Below are 25,514 nucleotides of genomic sequence, written 5' to 3'. Positions count from 1 at the left end.
CGGATCGCGCAGACTCAGCGGCCCGCCAGCGAAAAGCCTTCCCACGCCTGGCGTCGTTCGGCGGCAGGGTCGAACTCGACCCGAGGCACCCGGTCGAATACCAATACCGCACGCTTGTCGGCCGTGTAGGTCGGCCACCCCTCACCCGGTACCCCCGACCGCGCAAACGAGCGCCACCGCGACTGCACGTCCCGGGACACTCTGCGGGCCGACCGCTGGTCGGCCACCGCGGTCAACAACGAGCCGTATGTCGTTCGGTACGTGTCGAATACGGCCAGCAGTTCCATCGCGTGCGTGGCACCGAACCCCGACCAGCGCAGCGTGCGCGGGGCATAGTCGTAGCGGTACACGTACGTGGGGGCATGCCGGCTGTGCGCCTCGGCGATCTGCCAGGTGGCCGACCCGAATGCGAAGTCACCGCCGAGCTGTATACAGGCCGCGTCGCTGGGATAGTGCGGGTAGGCGGCCAGGATGCGGTCCCGATGGTGCGGCCCGGCGCTGGCAAACAACTTCTCGATCATCGGCTCGTTGGTGGGCAGCAGCGGCAGGAAGCGCGTGAACAACCGGCCTTCCTCGGCGTTGTTGCCGACGATCAACGGCAGCCGGTGCGCGGTGCCCTCGGCCATGGCCTCCACCGGATCGGCGGGCAGGAATTCGGTACCACTGGTCGGCCCGACCGGAAACGCGCCGGGCATGTCCGTCATGCCTCGCGAGATGAGTTGATCCAGCGCCTTTCCCAGCTCCGCCGGCCGGGCCGAGTGGATCGCCGCGGCGCCGCCGATCAGTTCCGCGAACTGCTCGGCGAGGACGGCCGCCGCGGTGGCGGTGCTGACCATCCCGCTGGCCGGGCTCTCCGAGATCGCCCGTGCGAACAGATCCTTGGCTGCCGGAACCGCCAACAGGGTGGCAACCGCCTGCGCGCCTGCGCTTTCCCCGAAGATCGTCACGTTGTGCGGATCGCCACCGAATGCCGCGATGTTGTCGCGGACCCACTGCAGTGCCAGCACCAGATCACGCAGGAACAGGTTGTCCTCGATCGGGCGTTCACGCGTGGATAGCGCCGACAGATCCATGCAGCCGAGCACGCCGAGCCGGTAGTTGACCGAGACGTACACACATCCGCGCCGGGCCAAGGCCGCACCGTCGTAGAGCGGGGTGGCCGAGCTGCCCAGGATGTAACCACCGCCGTGCACGAAGAACATCACCGGCAGGGGGTCGGGATGCGGCTTCTCCGGTGCGACGACGTTGAGCGTCAGGCAGTCCTCGCTCATCGCCTGATATTTGCCAACCCCGAGCATGGTGTAGCGGCGCTGCTGCGGCGCGCAGTTGCCGAACTCGTGGCAATACCGCACGCCGGGCCACGGCTCGGCGGGCTGCGGGGCGCGAAACCGCAGCGGACCCATGGGCGGTTGGGCGTACGGGATGGAACGCCACCGGTGCACCCCGTCACGGGTGAAACCTTCCACGATGCCGGTCCTGATGGTTGCCCGGACGGTCCGTTCGTGCATGAGCCCGACGGTAGCGAACATCACCGCCGCGCGCCGCGCCTGGGCGGCAGACACACCGGGTACCGCTAGCCTGACGGGATGCGGATTGCTGTGATCATCGCGGCGTCTGCGCTGCTGGCAGCGTGCTCGACCGGGGGCGGCGGGGAGAGTACATCGACGTCGCAGGACCGATTGTCGGTGCCGACCAGCTCAGCGCAGCCGTCCAGCGCCAAACCGACGCCGACGACGACAACCCCACCGGTGCCGACCGCGGCGCCACCCGTCGGGACCCCGATGTCCCAGGTCATTCGGTGGGTCGAGGCGGGCCCGCAGGCCGATCCGGCCGGTTTCCACACCGCGACGCGCGGCGGCGAGACCACCAACCTCGGTGACGACGTCGCATTCGTCACCACCGCGGGCAAGTGCGCCACCGACAAGCTGGTCAACGGGCAGCTGGCCTGCCTGGTGAAGGCCGACGGCCTGCCCGCCAAGCCGTCGGACGTGGAGGGCGAGTGGATCGCGGGGTGGGTGGACTTCACCGGGCCGACGCTGGAGGTCGGCTCCCTGCACGGTGACCCGGGCCGGTTCACCTACGGCGACGGGGCCAAGCTGCCCACCGGCGGATCGATCGCGTTCGGCGACTACCGCTGCCGCGCCGACAGCACCGCCCTCATCTGCGTCAACTACGCACACCAGTCCGGTATGCGGGTGAGCCAGGCGGGTGTGGAACCGCTCGGCTGCCTGAAGCCGACACCGCCGGCCGTCGGCATCGGAAGACAGTTCGGCTGCCCGACCTAACGCCAGCCGTCGGCCGCCTTGGCGGCCACCATCAGCGCGTCGCACAGCTGCCGCAACTCATCGGTGGCGGCGCCCTCGTCGACCGCGGTGGCAAGGTCCTCGGCTGCGCACCTGACCTGGTAGACGCGGTCGGACAGTTGGGCGGCCTCGTCGGCGGTCAGTACCACCGAATCCGGTGCAAGGGAGGTGCCCTTCACCAGCGCGCGCTGCTCGTAGGCCCGCTGGCGGCAGGACTGTCTGCAGTACTGACGCCGGCGCCCCATCCCGGCATCGGCTACTTCGCGTCCGCACCACCGGCACGGTTGCGGACGATGACGTCGGGCGATTCCGGTGGCCATGGCTCCCGACTGTAGACGGCCGCCTCTCGTGATCGGGGTATCATCGACGGTTGAGTCGGGAACCTGGCAACGCCATCAAGCGTTGATACATCCGGATAATTTCGCGTGAATGAGGAGTGTTGACGATGGCTGATCGTGTCCTGAGAGGCAGTCGCCTCGGAGCCGTGAGCTACGAGACCGACCGCAACCATGACCTGGCGCCGCGTCAGGTCGCGCGCTACCGCACCGACAACGGCGAAGAGTTCGACGTGCCGTTCGCCGACGATGCAGAGATCCCCGGCACCTGGCTGTGCCGTAACGGTATGGAGGGCACCCTCATCGAGGGTGATGTGCCTGAGCCCAAGAAGGTCAAGCCGCCCCGCACCCACTGGGACATGCTGTTGGAGCGCCGTTCGGTCGAGGAACTCGAAGAGCTGCTCAAGGAACGTCTCGACCTGATCAAGAACAAGCGTCGCGGCAGCTGACGCCGCTTACAAGTGAGCGAGGGTGCGCTTCGGTGCACCCTCGCTACTTTTTTGTCTAGCTCGAAGCTCCGCGGGCACGGTCCAGGCGGCCCTTGAGGCCCCACTCGGCGACCTTGAACATCGCCTCGCGGATGTTGGACCCGCTCATCTTCGAGACGCCCAGCTCACGTTCGGTGAAGGTGATGGGCACCTCGACGACGCTGAAGCCGTTGTTGATGGCCCGCCAGGTCAGGTCGATCTGGAAGCAGTAGCCCTTGGAGTCCACCGCGGAGAGATCGATCTTCTCCAGCACTTCGCGCCGGTAGGCGCGGTATCCGGCGGTGATGTCGTGGATGCCCACGCCAAGCAGGAACCGTGAATAGGTGTTGGCGGTCTTGGACAACACCAGCCGGCGGCGCGGCCAGTTGCGCACCGTGCCTCCTGAGACGTACCGCGAGCCGATGGCCAGGTCGGCGCCCGCGTCGACGGCGTCGAGCAGCCGGTAGAGCTCCTCGGGAGCGTGGCTGCCGTCGGCGTCCATCTCCACGAGCACCGAGTAGCCCCGGCCCAGGCCCCACGCGAATCCGGCGAGATAGGCCGCCCCCAGGCCGGCCTTGCTGGTGCGGTGCATGACGTGCACGCGGTCCGGATCGGCCAGGGCCAGCTCGTCGGCCAACTGACCGGTGCCGTCGGGGCTGCCATCGTCGACGATCAGCACATGGACGTCTGGCCGGGCACGGTGGACCCGCCCCACGATCAACGGCAGGTTCTCCCGCTCGTTGTAGGTGGGGATGATGACCAAGGTGCGCCGGCTGGGGGTGGCATCGTCCTGGCGAGGGGTCTCCCCCGAGCTCGCTCCGTCACCGGGGACTGTCATGTGACTCCTTCATCGTCGCCGGCGTTCGCCTTCCGGCGCCGGAACATTCTTGGCACGAACTGGCCATTTTGCCGTATCGCCATGACCGCCGCCGCAACAGCGGCCCCGAAACCGGCCACCACCAGCACCGCTTGCAGCGCGGGCCCCCATCGGGTGGCTGTTGTCAGGTCGGATTTGAGGCGGATCTGACTGTCGAGATACGCCGGCTGGAACCATTCGGTGCGGGCCAGCTCGCGGCCGTCGGGCGCGATCACCGCGCTGATGCCGGTGGTGCCGGCAACCACCACGTAGCGGTCGTGTTCGACGGCCCGCAGCTTGGCGAACGACAGCTGCTGGGCGCTCATGGTCGCGTCAAACGTGGCGTTGTTGGACGGCACCGCCAGCACCTGGGCCCCGTTGAGGACCGATTCGCGGGCGGCCCGGTCGAAGATCACCTCCCAGCACGTGGTGACCCCGATGGGTACGCCCGCGGCATGCACGACGCCGTCGCCGGTACCCGGCACGAAGTAGCCTGCGCGGTCGGCGTACGACGACAGGTGCCGGAAGAAGCCGCGCCACGGCAGGTATTCGCCGAACGGTTGGACGATCTGCTTGTCGTGGCGATCACCGGGGCCGGTGGCCGGGTCCCACACGATCACGGTGTTGTTGGCGACGGGATTGTCCGGCGTGTAGCCGTCGGCTTTGACGACGCCGCCGACCAGGATCGGCGCCTTGATCGCGTTGGCCGCGGCGCTGATCTGCGCGGCGGCGTCGGCGTTGGCCAGCGGGTCGATGTCGGAGGAGTTCTCCGGCCAGATGACGAACATCGGCTGCGCGGCCCGGCCTGCCCGGACATCGTCGGCGAGCAGCCCGGTCTCGCGGACGTGGTTGTCGAGCACGGCACGTCGTTGCGCGTTGAATTCCAGGCCCAGCCGGGGAACATTGCCCTGCACCGCCGCGACGGTCACCGACGGTTCATCGGCGACGCCGACAGCGGAGTGCCGCACCTCCGGCCACAACAACGCGGTGCCCAACAGCACCACCGACACACACACGCCGGGAAGCACGACCGCAGGGGGCGGCACGCCGGGCTTGTGACCGTGGTGCCACCACTGGACGATCTCGCACGCCACCAGGGTCAGGCTGAAGGCGGCCAGCGCGACGGCGAACGACACCAGCGGCGCCCCGCCCACCCGCGCGATCGGCAGCAGCGGGCCGTTCGACTGCCCGAACCCGACCACGCCCCACGGGAATCCGCCGAACGGCACGGTCGACTTGAGCCATTCCGCCGCAACCCACACCGCGGCGAACCACAACGGCCAGCCCGGCAACTGCCGGACCAGGACAGCCAACAACCCGAACACCCCGCAGAACACCGCCTGCAGCGCCGCCAGTGCCAGCCACGGCACGGGACCCACCAAGCCGCTGATCCACGGCAACAGCGGGACATAGAACGCCAGCCCGAACACGAATCCGTAGCCGAAGCCACCGGCGCGGGTGGTCGATGGCAGCGTCAGCACCCAGCCCAGCAGCGCCAGCCCCACGAACGCCGTCGCCCACCAGCCCACGGACGGGAAACTCGCCCACAGCAAGAGGCCGCTTCCGACGCTGGCACCGAGCTGGGCCCAGCGGTCGAGGGTCGCACGGCCGAACCGGCGTCCCCACGCGGTCAGCGCAGCGACGCGCTCCGACCGGGAGGTACGAGAGTCGGTACCCGCGTCGGCATCGTCGATCTCGACGTCTTCGTCGAGACCGGGCCCGTCCTCGTCGTCGTCGAATTCACTCTCGAGGTCGTCGTCCTCGCGCTCGTCGTCATCGTCGTCGGCGACCGCCGGCAGCACCTCGGTGACATCGTGTGGCCGGGCCCGCAACCGTTCGAACCGATGGCGGTCGCTAGCCATGGATGACGACACCCCGATGAACGGTCTGCCTGCAGCGCGGCAGGTCGACTCCAGCGGCCAGCCGCGGCAGCGCAGGCACCCGCGACCGTGGGTCGGTGGACCAGCGCTGCACGGCGTTCGCCGGTGCGCTGACCTCCAGATCGTCGGCATCCCAGATCGCGTAGCTGGCGACCGCGCCGGGGACCAGGGTGCCGGTGACACCGTCGCGCACCCCGCCGGCGCGCCAGCCGCCTCGGGTGGCCGCGGCGAACGCGGCGCGCGGGGACACCGCGCTGCCCGGGGTGCGGTGTTCGACGGCCGCGCGCACGGTCTGCCAGGGGTTCATGCTGGTGACCGGGGTATCGGAGCCGAACGCGAGGGGCACGCCTTCGGATGCTAACAGCGCAAACGGGTTGAGCCGATGGACTCGGTCAGGCCCGAGACGCTGAGCGTACATACCGTCGTCACCGCCCCACAGCGCATCGAAGTTGGGCTGCATGCTGGCGATGACGCCCCACGATCCGAGCTGGGCGGCCTGGGCCGCGCTGACCATCTCCAGATGTTCCAGCCGGTGCCCGCAGCGCGCGACCGCGGGCGCCCCGAACGCGTCGACGACGACGGCCAGCGCCTCGACGACAGCGGTGACGGCAGCGTCCCCGATGACATGGAATCCGGCGGTGATGCCGGCCTCGGTGCACGCGCGCAGGTGGGCGGTGACGGTGTCGGTGTCCAGGTAGCAATTGCCGCAGGTGTCGGGCGCGTCGGCGTACGGCTCGTGCAGCCGCGCGGTGCGCGATCCCAGGGCGCCGTCGACGAACAGGTCACCGGCCAGCCCGCGGGCGCCCGTCTCGCCGATCAGTGTCCTGGCCTGGGCGGCGTCGGTGACGGCTTCGCCCCAGTACCCGACGATCTCGACGCCGTGGTCGAGTCGGCGCAGGTCCAGCCAATCGTCGAGGCCGCCGATCTCGGGGCCCGCGCATTCGTGGACCGCAGCGATACCGTGGCCGGCTGCGTGGTCGAGGGCCGCGAGCCGTGCGGCGTGACGTTGGGCCGGTGTGAGGCGCTCGCGGGCCGCGGCACGGACGAGATGGTGGGCGTCGGCGCGCAGCGGGCGGTGCGGATCGAAGCCCGCCGCGTCGGCCAGCCCGGGCGCCAGCGCACGCAACGCGCTGCTGGCGGCTGCCGAGTGCACGTCGACCCGGGCCAGGTAGGCCGGGCGGTTGCCCAGCACGGCGTCCAGGTCGGCAGTGGAGGGCGGGGTGCGTTCGGGCCAGCTCGACTCGTCCCAGCCGTGGCCCCAGATCGGGCCGTCCGGGTGCCGCCGCGCATGGTCGCCGAGCAGTCGCAGACACTCGGCCAGTGAGGTGGCCGCGCGCAGGTCCAGACCGTCGAGGTTGAGCCCGGTGGCGGTGAGGTGGACGTGACTGTCGACGAACGCGGGAGCGACGAAGCCGCCGTCGAGGTCGACGACGCGGGCGTCGGAGAACTGCAGGCGGCCGACGTCGTCGCTGCCGAGCCATGCGATCACGCCGTCGCGCACGGCGAAGGCGGTGGCGTCGGGGTGGGCGGGACTATGGATCCGCCCGTTGATCAGGAGTGTGGTCAAAGGCTGGTTGGGGGTGTGCGGCTAGGCCGTGGGCGGCAGACGATGCGGTTCGGGCTGGAAGTCGGTGACGTCAGCGTCGATGACTTCGCCGTCAATGTAGTCGCCGCGACTGCCGTAAGCGGCAGCGGCACCGCCGGGCCAGGTGAAGCCGGGTGCCCCGACAGTGACGATCGGTATCCGCTTGGCCGCCATCGCCGTCAGCATCGGACGTGCCGCAGCCCTGGTCGGCGGCAGCAGCAACAGCACTCCCAGCACCGAGCTCGCCAGGCCGGGGATCACCACCAGCACGGTGCCCAACGCGACCAGCAGGCTGTCGGCGGGCGCGGACGCATCGGCGAAGCCGGAGCGCAGCCGGCGGATCTGCCGGTTCAGCTGTGAACCCGCCAACGCCAACCCGACGACGAAGCTGGCCAGCAGCAACAGCACGGTCCAGCCGAAGCCGATGGTGGCCACGAGGGCGATGATCACCGCCATCTCGACCAGTGCGTAGATGCCGAACAGCCGCTTTGCCATGTGTGTTCAACGTTTCGCGGGGCCGACGGGTTCCGTCCCGCGGGAATCAGGCAGGCGCGGCCTGGACCTCGATGGCGGCGTGCACCTTGTCGATGCCGCCGCGCAGCAGCGCCTGCGGGATGAAGTACCACGCGTGGTTCCAGTACCGCTTGATGATCTTGTCGAACACGCGGCGGGTATCGGCCTTCGGCAGCATCCGGGCGACCGCCTCGACGGGTTCGCCCTTGACCTTGCCGAGCACGCCGCACCTCTGGATGGTCACGCGCGGCGTGTTCTGGATGCGCCGGGTCTTCCAGGAGCCGTCGTCGGTGATGATCAGCAGCTTGTCGCCGTCGGGCACGCCCCACACCGGCGTCGGTTTGGGCTTGCCGTCCTTGGTGAAGGTGGTCAGGAGCAGGTATTTCTCGCGGTATACGTCATCAAAGCTGGGCATCGTCGGTCTGATTCACCGCTTTCAGTTCGATCGAAACGTTGTTCTTCATGCCCCCGCGCAGCTTCGAGAAGACGTTGAACGCCTTGCCGATCAATCCGTAGCGCTTCCCGATCGCGTCGTAGGTGGCGCCGTTGTGGGTCTTGTCCAGGATGCGGGCCGTCGCCTCGACCGCCTCGCTCTTGGGGTTGCCCCGTGCGTCGCACGCGGCGAGGGTGACCCGCGGGGTGTTGCGGATGCGCTTGACCTTCCAGGACTTCTCCTGGGTGATCACCAGCAGCCGGTCCCCGACGGGTGCGGCCCAGATGGGGGTGGGCTTGGGACGGCCGTCCTTGGTGAACGTGGTCAGCAAGATGTACTGCGCCTTGGCAACATCGGCGAACGTCACGGACATGCGCCCAATCTAGCCGGGGCTCAGCCTTCCAGCTCGCCCTCGGTTTCGAGCAGCACCTGCCGCAGCCCGTCGAGCGTGGCCTGCTCGGGCTGTTCCCACATCCCGCGGCCTGCGGCCTCCAGCAGGCGCTCGGCGATGCCGTGCAGCGCCCACGGGTTGGATTCGGCCATGAACTTGCGGTTCTCGTCGTCCAGCACGTACTCGGCAGAGAGCCGCTCGTACATCCAGTCCGCCATGACATGCGCGGTGGCGTCGTAGCCGAACAGGTAGTCGACCGTGGCGGCCATCTCGAACGCGCCTTTGTAGCCGTGCCTGCGCATCGCGGTGATCCAGCGTGGATTGACCACGCGGGCCCGGAACACCCGCGTGGTCTCCTCGTTGAGGGTGCGGGTGCGCACCGCGTCGGGCCGGGTGTTGTCGCCGATGTAGGCGGCGGGAGCCGTGCCGGTCAGCGCGCGCACGGTGGCCACCATGCCGCCGTGGTACTGGAAGTAGTCGTCGGAATCGGCGATGTCGTGTTCCCGGGTGTCGGTGTTCTTGGCTGCCACGGCGATACGCCGGTACGCGCGGTTCATGTCGTCGGCAGCGGGCCGGCCGTCCAGATCGCGGCCATAGGCGAATCCGCCCCAGGCCGTGTAGACCTCGGCGAGGTCCGCGTCGTCCCGCCAGTTGCGGCTGTCGATCAGCTGCAGCAGGCCTGCGCCGTAGGTTCCCGGCTTCGAGCCGAAAATCCGTGTGGTGGCCCGCCTTTGGTCACCGTGCTGGGCGAGGTCGGCTTGCGCGTGGGCGCGCACATAGTTGTCGTGCGCGGGTTCGTCGAGACCGGCGACCAGCGCGACGGCGTCGTCGAGCATGGTGACCACATGTGGGAAGGCGTCCCGGAAGAAGCCGGAGATGCGGACCGTGACGTCGATGCGGGGCCTGCCCAGTTCGGCCAGGTCGATCGGCTCGAGGCTCACTACCCGGCGGGACGCGTCGTCCCACACGGGCCGGACACCCAGCAGCGCAAGCACTTCGGCGATGTCGTCGCCGGCGGTACGCATGGCCGAGGTGCCCCACACCGACAATCCCACCGACGCCGGCCAGCGGCCGTGGTCCTCGTGGTAGCGGGCCAGCAGCGAATCCGCCATCGCCACACCGGTTTCCCAGGCCAGCCGCGACGGCACCGCCTTGGGGTCGACCGAGTAGAAGTTGCGTCCGGTGGGCAGCACGTTGACCAGCCCACGCAGCGGCGAGCCCGACGGCCCGGATTCGATGAATCCGCCGGACAGTGCGCGCAGCACCTGGTCGATCTCCCCTGCCGTGGCCGCCAGTCGCGGCACCACTTCGGTTGCGGCGAACCGCAGGATGGCGGTCAGGTCGGCGTTGTCGGTGAGGGTGTCGACCGCGTCGGCACATATGCGGTCCACCGCTTCGGCACATATGCGGTCCACCGCAGCCGCGTCCCACCCGCTTGCCTGTAGGGCCGCGACCAGTTCCCGGGCCTTGGCCTCAGCGGTGTCGACGGCGGTCCGCTCGTCGCTACCGTCCTCGACGAGTCCGAGGGCCTGCCGAAGGCCGGGCACGGTCTGCTCACCGCCGAAGAGTTGGCGGGCCCGCAGGATCGCCAGCACCAGGTCGAGTTCGCCTTCGCCCGTGGGCTTTTCGCCGAGGATGTGCAGGCCGTCGCGGATCTGCACATCCTTGATCTCGCACAGCCAGCCGTCGACGTGCAGCAGCATGTCGTCGAAGCTGTCCTCGTCGGGGCGGTCTGCCAGGCCCAGGTCGTGGTCCATCTTGGCGGCGCGCATCAGCGTCCAGATCTGCTGGCGGATGGCCGGGAGCTTGCCCGGATCCAGCGCGGAGATCGTGGCGTGCTCGTCGAGCAGCTGTTCGAGTCGTGCGATGTCGCCGTAGGTTTCAGCGCGGGCCATCGGCGGGATCAGATGGTCGACGAGGGTGGCGTGCGCCCGCCGTTTGGCCTGGGTGCCCTCCCCCGGATCGTTGACCAGGAACGGGTAGATCAGCGGCAGATCGCCGAGGGCGGCGTCGGTGCCACACGCGGCGCTCATGCCGAGGGCCTTGCCGGGCAGCCATTCCAGGTTGCCGTGCTTGCCCAGGTGCACCACTGCGTCGGCGTTGAACGAACCCGGGAACGTCGCGTCGAGCCATCGGTAGGCGGCCAGGTAGTGATGGCTCGGCGGCAGGTCCGGGTCGTGGTAGATCGCCACGGGGTTTTCGCCGAAGCCGCGCGGGGGCTGCACCATCAGCACGACATTGCCGGATTGCATTGCCGCGACGACGATCTCACCTTCGGGATCACGGGTGCGGTCGACGAACAGCTCCCCCGGCGGAGGACCCCAGTGCTCGACCACCGCGTCAGCCAGTTCCGCGGGCAAGGTGGCGAACCACTCCCGATAGTCCTTGGCGGGCACGCGGATCGGGTTGCCGGCCAACTGTCCGTCGGTGAGCCAGTCGGGATCCTGCCCGCCGCGTTCGATCAGCGCGTGGATGAGTGCGTCACCATCTCGGGATTCCACACCGGGTATCCCGTCGACGTCGCCGAGGTCGTAGCCGGCCGCGCGCATGGCCCGCAGCAGCGCCACCGCGCTGGCCGGGGTGTCCAGGCCGACGGCATTGCCGATGCGGGCGTGTTTGGTCGGGTAGGCCGAGAAGACCAGGGCCACGCGCTTTTCCGCGGCCGGTATGGCACGGAGCCGGGCGTGCCGCACAGCGAGGCCGGCCACCCGGGCGCAGCGCTCGGGGTCGGCCACGTAGGAGATCAGGCCCTCGTCGTCGATCTCCTTGAACGAGAACGGCACCGTGATGATGCGGCCGTCGAATTCGGGCACCGCGACCTGACTGGCCACGTCCAGCGGGGACAGCCCGTCGTCACTGGTGGCCCAGTCCGACCTCGATCCCGTCAGGCACAGCCCCTGCAGGATCGGAATGTCCAGCGCGGCAAGGTGAGCCACGTTCCAGGAATCGTCGGCCCCGCCGGCCCCGACCGTGGCGGGCGTTGCGCCGCCTGCGGCCAGCACGGTCGTGATCAGGGCGTCGGCGGTGCCGAGGAGCTCGAGCAATTCGGTTTCGGCGGTGCGCAGCGAGGCGCAGAACACCGGAAGCGGCCTGCCGCCTGCGTTCTCGATGGCCGTGCACAGCGCATCGACGTAGCCGGTATTGCCCGCGAGGTGTTGTGCGCGGTAGTAGAGCACCGCGATGGTCGGCCCGTGACCGGCAGCGGCCGGCCGGTCCAGCCGGCCCCAGCTGGGCGTGGTGACCGGCGGGGCAAAGCCGAACCCCGTCATCAGCAGGGTGTCGCACAGGAACGCGTGCAGGTTTCCCAGGTTCTCGGTACCGCCCTGGGCCAGGTACACGTGAGTTTGCAGGGCGACGCCCTGCGGCACCGACGAATGCCCCATCAGTTCGGCGTCCGGGGATTGCTCGCCGCTGACCACGACGGTCGGCACGCCGCTGGCCACGACCGCGTCGATGCCGTCCTGCCAGGCCCGGTAGCCGCCGAGGATCCGCACCACGGCGACGGACACCCCGGCGAGCAGGTCGTCGAGCTCACCGGGGATCAGCCGTGACGGGTTGGCCCAGCGGTACCCCGCCCCGCTGGCGCGGGCCGCGATCAGGTCCGTGTCGGACGTCGACAGCAGCAGGACGGTGGGATTCGGGGTGAGGTCAGCAGCGGACGGCACCCGTCATTCGTACCGCACCGGGCCGCTGGAATCAGGGCCGGGTTTCGCCGAAGCGGTTGTGCCAGGACTGGCGGTAGGGGCGGCCGGCCGCGGCGACGAGCACCAAGACGAGCGCTGCGAATACGCCAAATGCAAACATGGTCGTTCCTCTCGTGTAGCTGGCGGTTATCCCGATACCGGCGGTATCGGATTCTCGAACGACGGTACGTCCGATCTCGGCGAAAATCCCCAACATGTAAGGGAGCGAACAGCATTCCCGACCAGTGACGCCAGTCACATCCGGCGTCCGGCGCCCCATGCCGACTCATGCACGAACGGGCGCACCACCAGTACGTAGAGCACCGCGACGGCGACCGGAACCAGCAGCGGCAGCCAGCGCACGCTCAGCGGCACCATCGCCGCGGCAAGCACCACGACGCCGAATCCGACTGCGCCCGCCATGCTCGGCCCGGTCGTCGTCACCACTGCCGGCGTCTCGACGGCATGCCGGATCACCAGGTAGGCGGTCGCCGACAGGCCCGCCAGCGCGGCATATGCCGGCGCCGGGTCGCTCAGCGCCAGCGCAGCCGCGGCTGCCAGCACTGCGGCGGTGCTCGCCGGTCGGACGGCCAGTCCTGCCAGCACCCCGACAGCGGACAGGGCCGCGGCCACCAGGGCCGGACCGTCGGCCGGTACGGCGACCGCCGCGGCCATCAGCAGCCCGAAGACCGTCGAGAAACTGCGCGGGGCCGGTTGTGCGGACACCTCAGGACCGCCGGGTTCGGTGCCGGCCGGGCACCAGTCGCATCGCGTCGGCGAGGGCACCGTCGCCCGTCCAGTGCACGACATCGACGCCGATGGTGCTCATGTCCCGGTACATCGCCGACCGCTGCAGCGCCCACATCCGGCCGGCGAGGGGATCCAGATCGTCGCCGAACGGCGCACCGTCGAGGACATCGACCGCGACCACGGCGTGACCCCGCTTGCACAGCTCGATCAGCGCGAGCGCGAATTCGGTGCTCAGCAGCGTGGAAAAGGCCACGACGATGGCGCCCGGCGGCACGGCTGCGCGCGGGGCGAGGGTGCCGGTGAGGGTCTCGAATCCATCACCCGAGCCCAGGACCGTGTCGAGGACGCGGTAGAACTGCCGCCTGCCGATGTCGACGCCGAGCCAGCGCGGCCGGTAGCCGCCCAGCGCCACGATGCCCGCCCGGTCGCCGTTGCGCAGGGCGGTCTGAATCACTTGCGCGGCGCCGCGCGCGGTGCGCTCGGTTGCCTCGGTGGCCGGCCCGGGGGCCTGGGCGTGGGTGTCGATCAGCACGACCACGTCGGCGCCGCGGTCGGTCAACCGTTCGGTGACGTGCAACCGGCCCCGGCGTGCGCTCACCGGCCAATTGACGGTCCGCAGCTGATCGCCGGGAACATAGGGCCGCACGTCGGCGTACTCGACGCCGGGACCGGTATGGCGCGTCAGGTGCACCCCGAGGCGGTCGGGCAGCTCGGTGCGCGGCAGCGGCGTCGCCTGCGGCGCGGCCCGGGGGAAAACGTATATCTCGCAGGCGTCGACCGTGTCGACGCCGAGGAGCAGGCCCCCCGGGGCGGTCGCCTCGACGGTGGCGCGCACCGGGTAACGGCCCCACCGCGGCGCACTGGCACACACCGTCCTCCGCTCACGCGTGGCCCCTTCGACGGTGGTCAGCTGCATCCCGGCGGTCGGCGTGACCGTCAGCGCGGCGGGCGCACCCGTCACCGCCACCGATACCTGCGCCTGCTCCGACTCGAAGCACCGGACCACGGCGGGTTGACCCGACACCCGGATCGCGCCCACCGGCCGCTGCCACCGCACCGAGCACAGCACCCCGATCATCGGCGCCGCGAAAACCAGCAGCTGCCAACGGGATCCGATCACGGCCACGGCCAATGCCGCCGCCACCACGGTGAGCAGCGACTTGGCCAGCGGCGCGGCCCGCCACCGCAGCTGCGCATCGACGACAGTGGTGTCGGACATGATCAGCTCGGCTCGTGACCGGCACGCGGCACAGGCAGCCGGCGCAGCAGCTCGGTCATCACATCCGAACCGTGGATGCTGCGCACCCACATCTCCGGGCGCAGGCTGATCCGATGTGACATGGCCGCAACCGCAAGCGTTTTCACGTCCTCGGGAATCACGTAGTCGCGGCCGAGCAACAGCGACCTGGCGCGGGCCAGCTGCACCAGGTCCAGCTCGGCGCGTGGGCTCGCGCCGACCGCGACCTGCGGGTGATGCCGGGTCGCGGCAGCCAGAGCGACGACGTAGTGCAGCACATCGTCGTGGACGGTCACCTGCTCCACCGCCTCGCGCATCGCGAGAAACTGTGGCCCGTCGATGATCTGGTTGACCACGTGCTCGGCCGAGCCGCGCTCGAGACGACGGCGCAGCATGTGCAACTCGTCCTGTTCGGAGAGGTACTTCAGTTCCAGCCGCACGGCGAAGCGGTCCAGCTGCGCCTCCGGCAACGGATAGGTGCCCTCGTACTCGATCGGGTTGTCGGTCGCCAGCACGATGAACGGAGCCGGCAACCGATGGGTGTGGCCGTCGATGCTGACCTGTCCCTCCGCCATCGCCTCCAGCAGTGCGGCCTGGGTCTTGGGTGGGGTGCGGTTGATCTCGTCGGCCAGCAGCAGGTTGGTGAAGATCGGGCCCTGGCGGAATTCGAAACTGCCCGACTGCATGTCGTACACCGTCGATCCCAGCAGATCGGCGGGCAGCAGATCCGGCGTGAATTGCACGCGCGTGAACTTCAATCCGAGCGCCGCCGCGAAAGACCGGGCGATCAGGGTCTTGCCGAGTCCGGGCAGGTCTTCGATCAGCACGTGGCCCCGCGCGAGCAGCGTTGTGAGGATGAGCGTGAGCGCGGCCCGCTTGCCGACCACCACCCGCTCGATCTCGTCGAGCACGCCCTGCGCGGTGGCCGCTGCCGACGACAGCGCGGACACTCCGGTCATAACCGCTCCAATCGCCGCAGGATCTCGTCGAGCACCGCTCGGCCCGGCCCCGGTTGTTCGGCAGCCGCTCCGGTGCCGATGACGTTGTCGGGATCGACCCATTGCCACAGCTCGGGGCCGAACAGCATGCGGCCGGTGACGACGAACGCCGTGGGATCCGCAGCCTGCCGGTGTCCGGAGGCAGCCGCGAATTCCCTTGCCAGCCGTGGCCGCAGGTGCCGATCCCACTGCAACCGCGTCGAGTCAGCCCGCTGGATCAGCAGATCGGTCTGAGATCTCCACTGCGCCAACAGTTCTGCGGCATCATCGACGGCGTGATCGGACTCTTCCGGCTCCGTGTCGTCGCGCAGCGACCATCGCAGGGCCACCAGCAGCGCCGCTACCGCCGCGCCGGCACTCCACGCCACCACCCGGCGGTCAGGCACGATCACCGCGACCACCTCGACGAGAACCACCAACAGCAGCCCGGCAACCACGGTCTTCTTCATGCCAGGCTCCGCAATTCGGCCAACACCCTGCGCAGCGCCTGGATCGCGGCCTCGCGATGCGCCTCGTTCATCACATGCGGGCTGAACCTCGCCTCGGTGAAGAGCTCGACGAGTTCGGTTGCGCTGTCGGCCGACAACGCGTGGTGCTGCACAGCTCGTTCCAGTACCTCCGACGGCGTATCGGAGGCCAGCGGCACCGCCCCGGGGGCGTGCGCCAGTGCGCGCTCCATCGCGACATAGCAGGCGATGATGGCCGCGCGCGGGTCACGGCTCAGATCGCCGATTTCTTCCAGGCCGAGTTCGGCTGCGCGGGCTAACCTTTCGGGCCCGCGCGGCATGTGGCGTGGCGCCGAGCGGATTCCGTCCTGCGGGAGCCCCTGTGGCTGCCCGGCACGCCGGGCAGCTCTGGCGATGCCGAATCCCACGATCATCAGCAGCGCGATCGTCGTGGCCGCGAGATAGCCGAACGCGCTCGGCGCCGAACCGGTCGGATCGGGCCGACGGTTGGGAACCGAGCTGGGCGGCGCCGGAGTCTGCGTGGCAGGCCCGGGCACCGGGAGCACGGGCGTCGCGGTCAGCCGGGTGATCAGCACGAGGAGGAGCAACCATGCCAGGACCACGGCAATGGCGAGCAACACCCAGCGCCAGCGCACGCGGACCCGCAGGCCGCGCAGTTCCAGCCGGCCGATGCCGTCACCCCCACCGGTGTCGGCGGGCTTGCGCGGCGCGGTGAACACGGCGAAGGCGAATCCGGCAAGGGCCACCGCGAGCAGGACGACGAGAGCGACGAGACTGGCGGGCGAATCGGATGATGGCGGTGCCTGGGCGCGGGTCACGCCGGGCAGGTGACCCCGCACGGCCACGGCAGCGACCACCAGGAGCACGAGCACTGTGGCCGTGCGCCCCGTCGTCCTGTCGATATCCGGCATCGCCTGCACAATCGTCGCACGAATTCAGGGCGCGGCCAGGAAGTTCCTAGAATGGAGCCGGACATGACCCGAACCCGCGACGACGATGCCTGTCCCGGCGCACTGACCGTGCACCGGGCCGCCGACGGCGCCCTGGCCCGGATCCGCCTGGCCGGCGGCATGATCACCCCGGCACAGCTCACCAGCCTGGCCGAGGTGGCCGATGAATTCGGCTCCCCCGCAATGGAACTCACGTCGCGCGGGAATGTTCAGCTGCGCGCGATCACCGACACGGATGCAGTGGCCGCGGCGTTGACCGACGCCGGTCTGTTGCCCTCGCCCTCGCACGAGCGCGTCCGCAACATCGTCGCGTCCCCGCTCTCGGGGCGCTCCGGCGGGCTGGCCGATGTGCGGGGACTGGTCGGCGAACTGGACCGGGGCATCCAAGCGCATCCGGCGCTGGCCGAACTGCCCGGCCGGTTCTGGTTCAGCCTCGACGACGGCACCGGCGACGTATCCGGGCTGGCCGCCGACGTCGGCGCCCATATGCTCGACGCGGACACGGCGGCCCTGCTGCTGTCCGGTACCGACACCGGAGTGCGATTGACGGTCGCGGACGTGGTGCCGACGCTCGTCGAGACGGCGGCGCGATTCGCCGCCATTCGCGGAACGTGCTGGCGGATCAACGAACTCGACAACACCACGCCGCTGCTGGCCGGACGTGCGATCACTGCTGCCGTCGGGACGCGGTGGCCGCCGACAATACGGCCCCCGGTCGGTTGGATCGAGCAGCGCGACGGCCGGATCGCCCTCGGCGCGGGTGTGCCGCTCGGTGTCCTGCAGGCCCGCACCGCGCAGTTCCTGGCCGCGATCGAGGCGCCGCTGGTGATCACGCCGTGGCGGTCGGTATTGGTGTGCGACCTCGACGAGGGTGTGGCGGACGTGGCGCTGCGGGTGCTGGCGCCGATGGGGCTGATCTTCGACGAGAATTCCGCGTGGCTGGACGTCAGTTCCTGCACCGGCAGCCCGGGATGCGCCAAATCACTGGCCGATGTGCGGGCCGACGCCGCCGAGGCGGTCAACACCCCCGCGGGGGTCCACCGGCATTTCGTCGGCTGCGAGCGAGCCTGCGGCAGCCCGCCGGTGGGTGAGGTGCTGGTGGCAGGCGAGGATGGGTACCGCGCACGCGAGGAGCAAGACCAATAACGCCGGAGGACCCGCTCGCCGTAGTGTGTTCGCGTGCTCGACTACATCCGCGACGCCGCCGAGATCTACCGGCAGTCGTTTGCGACGATCCGCGACGAGGCTGACCTGGACCGTTTTCCCGCCGACGTCGCGCGGGTGGTGGTCCGGCTGATCCACACCTGCGGGCAGGTCGACGTGGCCGAACACGTCGCGTTCAGCGCCGACGTGGTCACCAGGGCACATGCCGCGCTGGCTGCGGGCGCGCCGGTGCTGTGCGATTCGTCCATGGTGGCGGCGGGCATCACCCGCTCGCGGCTCCCCGCCGACAACGAGGTGGTATCGCTGGTCGCCGATCCGCGCGCCCCTGAACTGGCGACCCGGTTGGGCAGCACGCGCTCCGCGGCTGCCGTCGACCTGTGGGCCGACCGCCTCGGCGGCTCGGTGGTGGCGATCGGCAATGCGCCGACGGCCCTGTTCCGGCTGCTCGAACTGCTCGACGAGGGCGCCGCGGTGCCCGCCGCGGTGCTCGGTGGTCCGGTCGGTTTCGTCGGGTCCGCCCAATCCAAGGAGGAACTGATCGAGCGCCCCCGCGGAATGTCCTATCTGGTGGTGACCGGCAGGCGCGGCGGTAGCGCGATGGCCGCCGCCGCCGTCAATGCGATTGCGAGCGAACGCGAATGACGACCAGGGGAACCCTGTATGGCGTCGGGCTGGGCCCGGGTGATCCGGAACTGGTGACGGTCAAGGCCGCTCGCCTGATCGGCGAGGCCGACGTCATCGCCTATCACAGCGCCCGGCACGGGCACAGCATCGCCAGGAGCATCGCCGAACGGTATCTGCGGGCAGGCCAGGTCGAGGAGCACCTGGTGTACCCGGTGACCACCGAGACCACCGACCATCCGGGCGGGTACGCGGGTGCGATGGAGGACTTCTACGCCGAATCCGCCGAGCGCATCGCGGCGCACCTGGAGGCCGGCCGCAACGTCGCCCTGTTGGCCGAGGGCGACCCCCTGTTCTACAGCTCGTACATGCACATGCACACCCGGCTCACCGAGCGGTTCGACGCCGTCATCGTGCCCGGGGTGACGTCGGTCAGCGCCGCTTCGGCCGCGACCGGCACACCGCTGGTGCAGGGCGACGAGGTGCTCACGATCCTGCCCGGCACGCTGCCCGCCGACGAACTCAAGCGCCGGCTGTCCGACACCGACGCCGCCGTGATCCTCAAACTCGGCCGGTCCTATACCGCTGTGCGCGAAGCTCTTTCATCGACAGGGCGGCTCGACGAGGCGTACTACGTGGAGCGGGCCAGCACCGATCGCCAGCGGGTGGCACCGGCCGGCGACATCGACCCCGGCAAGGTGCCGTACTTCTCGCTGGCCATGATCCCCGGCGGCGGTCGCGTCGCGACCCCGGCGACGGGCAGTGTCGTGGTCATCGGGCTCGGGCCTGGCGACGGGGACTGGATGACGCCGCAGAGCCGACGCGAACTGGCTGCGGCGACCGACTTGATCGGGTACTTCCCATACCTGGAACGGGTCGGAGTTCGAGCCGGGCAGCGTCACCACCCCAGCGACAACACCGACGAGCCTGCCCGCGCCGAACTGGCGTGCAGCCTGGCTCAACAGGGCCGCACCGTGGCGGTGGTCTCGTCCGGGGATCCCGGCGTGTTCGCGATGGCCACCGCGGTGCTCGAAGAGGCCAAGCAGTGGCCCGGTGTCGAGGTCCGCGTCATCCCCGCCATGACGGCCGCCCAGGCCGTCGCCAGCCGGGCCGGCGCGCCCCTCGGCCACGACTACGCCGTGATCTCGCTGTCCGACCGACTCAAGCCGTGGGACGTGATCGCTTCCCGGTTGACCGCGGCGGCCAAAGCCGATCTGGTGCTGGCCATCTACAACCCGGCGTCCAAGACGCGCACCTGGCAGGTCGGCGCGATGCGCGATCTGCTGCTGGAGCACCGCGACCCGAGCACACCGGTGATCATCGGGCGGGCGGTGTCCGGCGCGCAGCCCGGTAGCGACGAGAGTGTCCGGGTGGTGCGGCTGGCCGATCTCGACCCCGGTGAGGTCGACATGCGCTGCCTGCTGATCGTCGGCTCGTCGCAGACACAGTGGTACACCGACCAGGATCGGGACCGGGTCTTCACCCCGCGGCGCTACCCGGGCTGATCCGCGGGCACCGCTAGGGTCGCGCTATGAGCACACGCCCCGCGGTGGACCGACTCGTCATGTACAAGCACGGCGTGGCCTACGTCAGCCGCAGCGGACCCGTCGACGGTGACCTCGAGCTGACGTTCCGCCGCGACGATATGAAGGACGTCTTGAAGTCCCTGACGGTGGACATCACCGGCGGGCAGGCATCGGTGGGCACCATCGCGTTCGACACGCCGTCGGATCCGCGCACCGAACTCGCAGGCCGCAACCTGCTGTTGGAGCCGGGTGGCGCACTGCTCGGACTCATCGAGGCGTTGCGTGGCCGGGTGGTCGAGGTGCGCTGCGGCGATCGACGGCACCGCGGCGAGGTCATCGGCGTCGACGAGTCCGGCGACAATCGCCGGCTGCTGGTGTTGCGCACCGACGCCGGCGCGGTGAGTCTGGTCGACCTCGCCGAGACCGACCGGGTCGCCCTCGCCGAAGATCCGTCCCGCGCGGACCTGGCGTACCTGATCGACCGGTCCCGCGCCGCGACCGCAGGCCAGGATTGCCAAGTGGCCGTGCAGATCCGGGGTAGCGCGCAGCAGGCGCGAGTGTCCTATATCGTCCCGGCGCCGATGTGGCGGGTGTCCTACCGGTTGGTCCGCGACGGTGACACGTTGGTGCTGGCGGCCATGGGTATCGTGCACAACCCGGTCGATGAGGACCTCACCGACGTCTCTCTGACATTGACCACCGGCCAACCGATTTCATTCGACATCGACCTGTACCACGGCAGGAAGGTGCGGCGCGCGGTCGTCGAAGAGCCCGAACGCGTGGCCGTGGCGAAGGCCACCCGCGCCGGCGGTGCGCAGCCCGTCCCTGCGCCCGCCGGGATGTCGATGGCCGGAAGTTCTTTCGGCGCGTACGCGGACGCCGCGGCCGACGTCGAAACCTCGGACAGCGGTGAGCATTTCGAGTACCGGCTGACAACACCGGTATCGCTCAAGCGCGGCGGTGCGGCCATGGTTCCGCTGGCGGTGACGCCCGTCGACGGGGTGCGCCGTGAACTGGTGTGGCGTGACGGCGCGCCCCCTGCGCCCGACGTCGTGCTGGCCTTCACCAACAGCACGGGCGTGGTGCTGGAGGAGGGACCCGCGGTGATCTACGAGCAGGACAGCTACGCCGGAGAGGCCATGGTGCCGTTCACCGCGCGAGATGCCAAGGTGCGATTGGCATTTGCCAAGGATCTGGCAGTGCGGTGCCGCAGCAGGAGTGCCGCCGACAGGGTGACCGCACGGGTCCGGCTGGGCGACGACGCCGTGGTCGAGGAGCAGCGGTTCGAGAAGCGCTACACGCTGCGCGCCGATAACGATCACGACGAGGCTGTCGACGTCATCTTCGAACTGCTCCGCGTCCGGGAGCACACGCTATCCCCGCTGGATGGCGTCGTCGACATCGACACCGACGGAGGCTGGCACCGCGTACGGGTTTCGGTTCCCGGGCATCAAAGGGTCGACGCCACGGTCTTGGAGACCTGGCCGGTCTACACCGAGATCGACTACCGGCAGCTGTCGCCGCGCCAGTTGGAGCAATGGCTGGCCGGGCGGTCGCTGGATGCCGCGACCATCGACGAGCTGTCCGGTGTGCTGCGGCATTGGGAGCACGCCGACCGCCTCGACGCCGAACGCGGACGCCTCGAAGCCGGCCGCAGCGACGACTACGCCGCACAAAGCCGCATCGCCGAACAACTCAAGGTGCTTGGCTCCGAGGGCCCCGAGGGCGAGCTGCGGCGCAGGCAGGTCGACCAGCTCGAACAACTGCAGAACCGGGTCAACGCGCTCGACGCGCAGATCCGCTCGCTCCGTCAGGACGCCGACGCCGCCCGCATGGCCGCGTCGGATGAGCTGAGGCGCTTGATCGAGCAGGGACAGGGCTGACTTCCGGCTCAGGCTCGCGGCGTCGCGATGATCAGCGTGCCCGGACCCTTGCCCTGACCCACTCCGCGGCATCGTCAACGGTGGCCACGGCATGCACACCGGCCGGCAGAGGGGGTCGGTCGACCATGATCACCGCCACCCCGGCATCCGCCGCGGCCCGCAGCTTGGGCTCGGTCATGGCACCGCCACTGTTCTTGGTGACCAGGGCGTCGATGCCGTATTCGGTGAGCAGGGCCAGCTCACCCTCGTAGTGATACGGGCCGCGCGACAACAACAATCGATGACGTGCGGGCAGGTTCGCGGGCTCGGGTTCGGTGACGGCGCGGATCAGGAACCAGGCGTCGACTCCACGAAAGGCGGCGGTTCCCGATCGGCCGGTGGTCAGGAAGACGCGGGCATAGCCGTGGTCGGCCACAGTTTTCGCGGCTTCGGTGTCCGAGGCCACCAGTGTCGCGTCGCCGGGCTGCCACGCCGGACGAGCCAGCACCAGGTGGGGCAAGCCGAGCTCGGCGCACACCTGCGCGGCGTGCGCGGTGATGGTGGCCGCGAACGGATGGGTCGCGTCGACCACGGCGTCGATCCGCTCGTCGCGCAACCAGTTCCGCATGCCGTCAATGCCGCCGAAGCCCCCGACGCGAACCGGGCCGACCGGCAGCGCCGGCTGGGGCACCCGTCCGGCCAGCGAGCTGATGAGCTCGACGTCCGGGTGTAGCGCGGCGGCCAGCGCCCGGGCCTCGCCCGTGCCGCCGAGCAGCAGAAGCCTCACTAGTGCCTGCTCCCCCGGCGGCGGTGTGACGAATACAGGTAGCTGTCGGAGAAGCCCTCGGCGGCAAGCACATCGCCGACCACGATCACGGCGGTACGGGTGACCTCTGCGGCGTGCATCTGCTCGGCGATGTCGGCCAGGGTGCCGCGCAGCACGGTCTCCTGCGGCCAGCTGGCGAATGCCACCACCGCACAAGGGGTTTCCGGCTTGTAGCCGCCGTCGAGAAGTTGCGGCACGATATGGTCGATCTGCGCGGCGGCCAGGTGCAGCACCAGCGTCGCCCCCGGAGCGGAGAGCGTCTGCAGATCCTCGCCGTCGGGCATCGCGGTCGACAGCGTCGCGACCCGACTCAGCGTGACCGTCTGCGCCACTCCCGGAACCGTCAGTTCGCGGCCGAGCACCGCGGCGACGGCCGCGAATGCGGGTACCCCGGGCACGATTTCGTAGCGCACCCCGGCCGCGTCGAGCCTGCGGCACTGCTCGGCCAGCGCGCTGTAGATCGACGGGTCGCCGGAGTGCAACCGCGCCACGTCGAGACCCGCGCGGTCGGCAGCCACCAGCTCGTCGATGATCTGGTCGAGGTTCAGCGGTCCGGTGTCGATGATGCGGGCATCCGCCGGGCACAGGGCCAGCAGATCGTCGGGCATGATCGACCCGGCGTACAGGCAGACCGGGCAGCTGCTCAGCAGCCGCTGGCCGCGCACCGTGATCAGGTCTGCCGCACCGGGACCGGCTCCGATGAAGTAGACCGTCACGACTTCACCACCGCCCACTGGGTGACCGGCAACGCCGGGCGCCAACCGGTGAACCCGCCGATCGCGCCGCCCTGATAGTGCTGATAGCGCCGCAACTCGCCGCCTTCCTTCGAATACCACTGTGCCACAACGGCTTCCGATTCCACCGTGACGGCGTTGACCACCAGCCGCCCACCGGCGGGCAAGCGGTCGAAGCAGGCCTGCAGCAGACCCGGCTGGGTGACGCCGCCGCCGATGAAAACCGCCGACGGGTCGGGCCCGTCGAACGCGTCCGGCGCCGCCCCACGCACCTGTACCCGCGCCCCGAACGCGACGACATTGGCGCCGATGCGGTTGCGGCGCTGCGGATCGCGCTCGAACGCCATCGCCCGGCAGCCGGGCGCGCTGCGGCACCATTCGATGGCGATGCTGCCCGACCCCGAGCCGACATCCCACAGCAGCTCCCCCGGCCGGGGCCCGAGCGCCGCCAGCGTCACGGCCCTGATTGATTGCTTGGTCAGCTGCCCGTCGTGGTCGAAATCGTCGTCGGGCAGGGCATGCGCGCGACGCTCGTCGGGCAGATACCGCACGGCCATCACGTTGAGCGCATCGACATCGGCAGGCGGCCGCGATGCCCATTCTCGCGCCGTCGCCGAGCGACGCAGTTCCCGCGGCCCGCCGAGCTGCTCCAGCACCGTCAGCTCCGAGTCGCCGCGGCCGGTGTCGGCCAGCAGTTTGGCGAGGGCGGCCGGGCTGGTGCTGTCCCGGGACAGCACCACGGCCTGGCCACCGCGGCGCACCGCGGTGTGCGGTTCGGCGGTCACCAGGCTGATGATCTCGGTGTCCTGCACCGACCACCCGACCCGCGAACACGCCAGCGTCACCGACGACACATGCGGCAGCACGGTGACCGCGTCGGCGCCGTACATGCGGATCAGCACGCTGCCCACGCCGTGCAGCAGCGGGTCCCCGCTGGCGACCACGTGCACGTCACCGTCGGCACCGTCGAGCAGGGTGCGCAGCGCGGGCGTCATCGGCGACGGCCATGCCCGCCGGACCGCCGAGACAGTGTTGTCGAGCAGATCGAGTTGTCGCTTGGACCCGTGCACCACTGTGGCCCTTGCCAATTCGGCACGTACCGCCGGCGCCAGGCCCGCCATGCCATCGGCCCCGATGCCGATCACGATGATTCTCACCTCGGCATCCTGCGCCAGATCGAGGCCGGGACAAACCGCGTCACGAAGATCATCGGCCGGATCACCCACGGCACCCACACCGCCCGCTTGCCTGCTGCCAGCGCCGCCGCGGCCGCATCGGCCACCTGCGCGGGCGTGCTGGAGAACGGCGCCGGGTCCATGCCTTCGGTCATCCGTCCGATCACGAAGCCGGGTCGCACGATCAGCAGCTGCACCCCGGTGCCGTGCAGGGCATCGCTCAGCCCGCAGGCGAACCCGTCGAGCCCGGCCTTGGCCGACCCATAGACGTAGTTGGCGCGTCGTACCCTGGCCCCGGCGATCGAGGAGAACACCACCAGGCGGCCTCCGCCCGCGGCCCGCATGCGCCTAGCAAGCTCGGTCAGCAGGCTCACCTGGGCGACGTAGTCGGTGTGCACGACGGCTACCGCGTGCGCGGTATCGGTTTCGGCGCGGGCCTGGTCACCGAGCACGCCGAAGGCCAGGACCGCGGTGTCGATCGGCCCGTGCGCGGCTTCGATCGTGTCGATCAGGCCCGCGTGCCCGGCGACATCGTCGGCGTCGAACTCGCAGGTGTGCACCGCCGCGGCACCGGCAGCCCGCACCGCGGCGACCTCGTCGGTGAGCCGCTCGGCCCCGCGGGCGGCGAGCACCACGGTCGCGTCCGCAGCCAGGCGGGTGGCCAGTTCGACCCCGATCTCGCTACGACCCCCGAAGATCACCACAACCCGAGGGGCGGGATGTGCCGTGTCTGTCGTGTCGTTCACGGCAGCGATTAT

24 protein-coding genes are annotated in these 25,514 nt (G+C 69.9%); 6 read left to right on the top strand and 18 right to left on the bottom strand.

The window, feature by feature from the left end:
• Positions 1–14: 14 nt before the first annotated feature.
• Positions 15–1,508, bottom strand: a complete 1,494-nt coding sequence (locus RMCB_RS22150) for a carboxylesterase/lipase family protein (protein ID WP_062830546.1) — start codon at positions 1,506–1,508, stop codon at positions 15–17.
• Positions 1,509–1,586: 78 nt separating this feature from the next.
• Between RMCB_RS22150 and RMCB_RS22145 the strand changes: the two genes are divergently transcribed.
• Complete coding sequence (locus RMCB_RS22145) at positions 1,587–2,285, top strand: hypothetical protein (RefSeq protein ID WP_029373042.1); 699 nt, start codon at positions 1,587–1,589, stop codon at positions 2,283–2,285.
• On the opposite strand, the gene RMCB_RS22140 is transcribed toward RMCB_RS22145, so the two are convergent.
• Positions 2,282–2,611, bottom strand: coding sequence for a hypothetical protein (locus RMCB_RS22140; protein WP_029373041.1), 330 nt, complete (start codon positions 2,609–2,611; stop codon positions 2,282–2,284). The two genes, RMCB_RS22145 and RMCB_RS22140, sit on opposite strands and share 4 nt — an antisense overlap.
• A gap of 137 nt (positions 2,612–2,748) precedes the next feature.
• Here RMCB_RS22140 and rbpA point away from each other — a divergent pair, with 137 nt between their 5' ends.
• Positions 2,749–3,087, top strand: a complete 339-nt coding sequence (gene rbpA / locus RMCB_RS22135; protein ID WP_029373040.1) for an RNA polymerase-binding protein RbpA — start codon at positions 2,749–2,751, stop codon at positions 3,085–3,087.
• A 55-nt stretch (positions 3,088–3,142) separates the two neighbouring features.
• On the opposite strand, the gene RMCB_RS22130 is transcribed toward rbpA, so the two are convergent.
• From RMCB_RS22130 to RMCB_RS22070, 12 genes are all read right to left on the bottom strand, one after another.
• Positions 3,143–3,943 carry a polyprenol monophosphomannose synthase gene (locus RMCB_RS22130; RefSeq protein WP_062830478.1) on the bottom strand — a complete coding sequence of 267 codons (801 nt, stop codon included), beginning with the start codon at positions 3,941–3,943 and terminating at the stop codon, positions 3,143–3,145.
• Positions 3,940–5,823, bottom strand: a complete 1,884-nt coding sequence (gene lnt / locus RMCB_RS22125) for an apolipoprotein N-acyltransferase (protein ID WP_109784378.1) — start codon at positions 5,821–5,823, stop codon at positions 3,940–3,942. The genes RMCB_RS22130 and lnt overlap by 4 nt, the downstream gene beginning before the upstream one ends.
• Positions 5,816–7,408: an amidohydrolase gene (locus tag RMCB_RS22120; RefSeq protein ID WP_062830477.1), complete on the bottom strand. Its 1,593-nt coding sequence runs from the start codon at positions 7,406–7,408 to the stop codon at positions 5,816–5,818. The genes lnt and RMCB_RS22120 overlap by 8 nt, the downstream gene beginning before the upstream one ends.
• Positions 7,409–7,429: 21 nt before the next feature.
• Positions 7,430–7,921 carry an FxsA family protein gene (locus RMCB_RS22115; protein ID WP_062830476.1) on the bottom strand — a complete coding sequence of 164 codons (492 nt, stop codon included), beginning with the start codon at positions 7,919–7,921 and terminating at the stop codon, positions 7,430–7,432.
• Positions 7,922–7,967: 46 nt separating this feature from the next.
• The gene (locus tag RMCB_RS22110) at positions 7,968–8,354 is read right to left on the bottom strand and encodes a PPOX class F420-dependent oxidoreductase (protein WP_062830475.1); all 387 of its coding nucleotides are present in this window, start codon (positions 8,352–8,354) and stop codon (positions 7,968–7,970) included.
• The gene (locus RMCB_RS22105) at positions 8,341–8,745 is read right to left on the bottom strand and encodes a PPOX class F420-dependent oxidoreductase (protein ID WP_062830474.1); all 405 of its coding nucleotides are present in this window, start codon (positions 8,743–8,745) and stop codon (positions 8,341–8,343) included. The genes RMCB_RS22110 and RMCB_RS22105 overlap by 14 nt, the downstream gene beginning before the upstream one ends.
• A 20-nt stretch (positions 8,746–8,765) precedes the next feature.
• A complete protein-coding gene (gene cobN, locus RMCB_RS22100) occupies positions 8,766–12,428 on the bottom strand; it encodes a cobaltochelatase subunit CobN (RefSeq protein ID WP_062830473.1) in 3,663 nt (1,220 codons plus the stop codon).
• Between the two features lie 273 nt (positions 12,429–12,701).
• Complete coding sequence (locus tag RMCB_RS22090) at positions 12,702–13,172, bottom strand: hypothetical protein (RefSeq protein ID WP_234792209.1); 471 nt, start codon at positions 13,170–13,172, stop codon at positions 12,702–12,704.
• Between the two features lies 1 nt (position 13,173).
• Positions 13,174–14,415, bottom strand: a complete 1,242-nt coding sequence (locus tag RMCB_RS22085) for a DUF58 domain-containing protein (protein ID WP_062830472.1) — start codon at positions 14,413–14,415, stop codon at positions 13,174–13,176.
• 2 nt (positions 14,416–14,417) lie between these two features.
• The gene (locus tag RMCB_RS22080) at positions 14,418–15,392 is read right to left on the bottom strand and encodes an AAA family ATPase (RefSeq protein ID WP_062830471.1); all 975 of its coding nucleotides are present in this window, start codon (positions 15,390–15,392) and stop codon (positions 14,418–14,420) included.
• On the bottom strand, positions 15,389–15,880 hold the full coding sequence (locus RMCB_RS22075) for a hypothetical protein (RefSeq protein WP_062830470.1): 492 nt from the start codon (positions 15,878–15,880) through the stop codon (positions 15,389–15,391). Before RMCB_RS22075 ends, RMCB_RS22080 begins: the two co-directional genes overlap by 4 nt.
• Positions 15,877–16,809: a DUF4129 domain-containing protein gene (locus RMCB_RS22070; protein WP_062830469.1), complete on the bottom strand. Its 933-nt coding sequence runs from the start codon at positions 16,807–16,809 to the stop codon at positions 15,877–15,879. The genes RMCB_RS22075 and RMCB_RS22070 overlap by 4 nt, the downstream gene beginning before the upstream one ends.
• Positions 16,810–16,872: 63 nt before the next feature.
• On the opposite strand from RMCB_RS22070, the gene cobG reads away from it, so the two are divergent.
• From cobG to RMCB_RS22050, 4 genes are read left to right on the top strand one after another with little or no spacing between them, the layout of a single operon-like run.
• On the top strand, positions 16,873–17,994 hold the full coding sequence (gene cobG, locus RMCB_RS22065; protein WP_062830543.1) for a precorrin-3B synthase: 1,122 nt from the start codon (positions 16,873–16,875) through the stop codon (positions 17,992–17,994).
• 33 nt (positions 17,995–18,027) lie between these two features.
• Entirely contained in the window at positions 18,028–18,654 is a 627-nt protein-coding gene (locus RMCB_RS22060) for a precorrin-8X methylmutase (protein ID WP_062830468.1), read from the top strand.
• The gene (locus tag RMCB_RS22055) at positions 18,651–20,138 is read left to right on the top strand and encodes a precorrin-2 C(20)-methyltransferase (protein WP_062830467.1); all 1,488 of its coding nucleotides are present in this window, start codon (positions 18,651–18,653) and stop codon (positions 20,136–20,138) included. The genes RMCB_RS22060 and RMCB_RS22055 overlap by 4 nt, the downstream gene beginning before the upstream one ends.
• A 26-nt stretch (positions 20,139–20,164) precedes the next feature.
• On the top strand, positions 20,165–22,042 hold the full coding sequence (locus RMCB_RS22050) for a hypothetical protein (protein WP_062830466.1): 1,878 nt from the start codon (positions 20,165–20,167) through the stop codon (positions 22,040–22,042).
• Between the two features lie 31 nt (positions 22,043–22,073).
• Here RMCB_RS22050 and RMCB_RS22045 read toward each other — a convergent pair whose 3' ends face one another.
• From RMCB_RS22045 to RMCB_RS22030, 4 genes are read right to left on the bottom strand one after another with little or no spacing between them, the layout of a single operon-like run.
• Positions 22,074–22,808, bottom strand: a complete 735-nt coding sequence (locus tag RMCB_RS22045) for a cobalt-precorrin-6A reductase (RefSeq protein WP_062830465.1) — start codon at positions 22,806–22,808, stop codon at positions 22,074–22,076.
• The gene (cobM, locus tag RMCB_RS22040; RefSeq protein WP_062830464.1) at positions 22,808–23,563 is read right to left on the bottom strand and encodes a precorrin-4 C(11)-methyltransferase; all 756 of its coding nucleotides are present in this window, start codon (positions 23,561–23,563) and stop codon (positions 22,808–22,810) included. Before cobM ends, RMCB_RS22045 begins: the two co-directional genes overlap by 1 nt.
• On the bottom strand, positions 23,560–24,738 hold the full coding sequence (gene cbiE, locus RMCB_RS22035) for a precorrin-6y C5,15-methyltransferase (decarboxylating) subunit CbiE (protein WP_072278523.1): 1,179 nt from the start codon (positions 24,736–24,738) through the stop codon (positions 23,560–23,562). Before cbiE ends, cobM begins: the two co-directional genes overlap by 4 nt.
• A complete protein-coding gene (locus RMCB_RS22030; protein ID WP_062830463.1) occupies positions 24,735–25,502 on the bottom strand; it encodes a decaprenylphospho-beta-D-erythro-pentofuranosid-2-ulose 2-reductase in 768 nt (255 codons plus the stop codon). Before RMCB_RS22030 ends, cbiE begins: the two co-directional genes overlap by 4 nt.
• Positions 25,503–25,514 lie beyond the last annotated feature (12 nt).

The organism is Mycolicibacterium brisbanense, from assembly GCF_001570425.1.
Classification (GTDB): domain Bacteria; phylum Actinomycetota; class Actinomycetes; order Mycobacteriales; family Mycobacteriaceae; genus Mycobacterium; species Mycobacterium brisbanense.
This window is presented reverse-complemented; position numbering and strand designations above follow the sequence as displayed.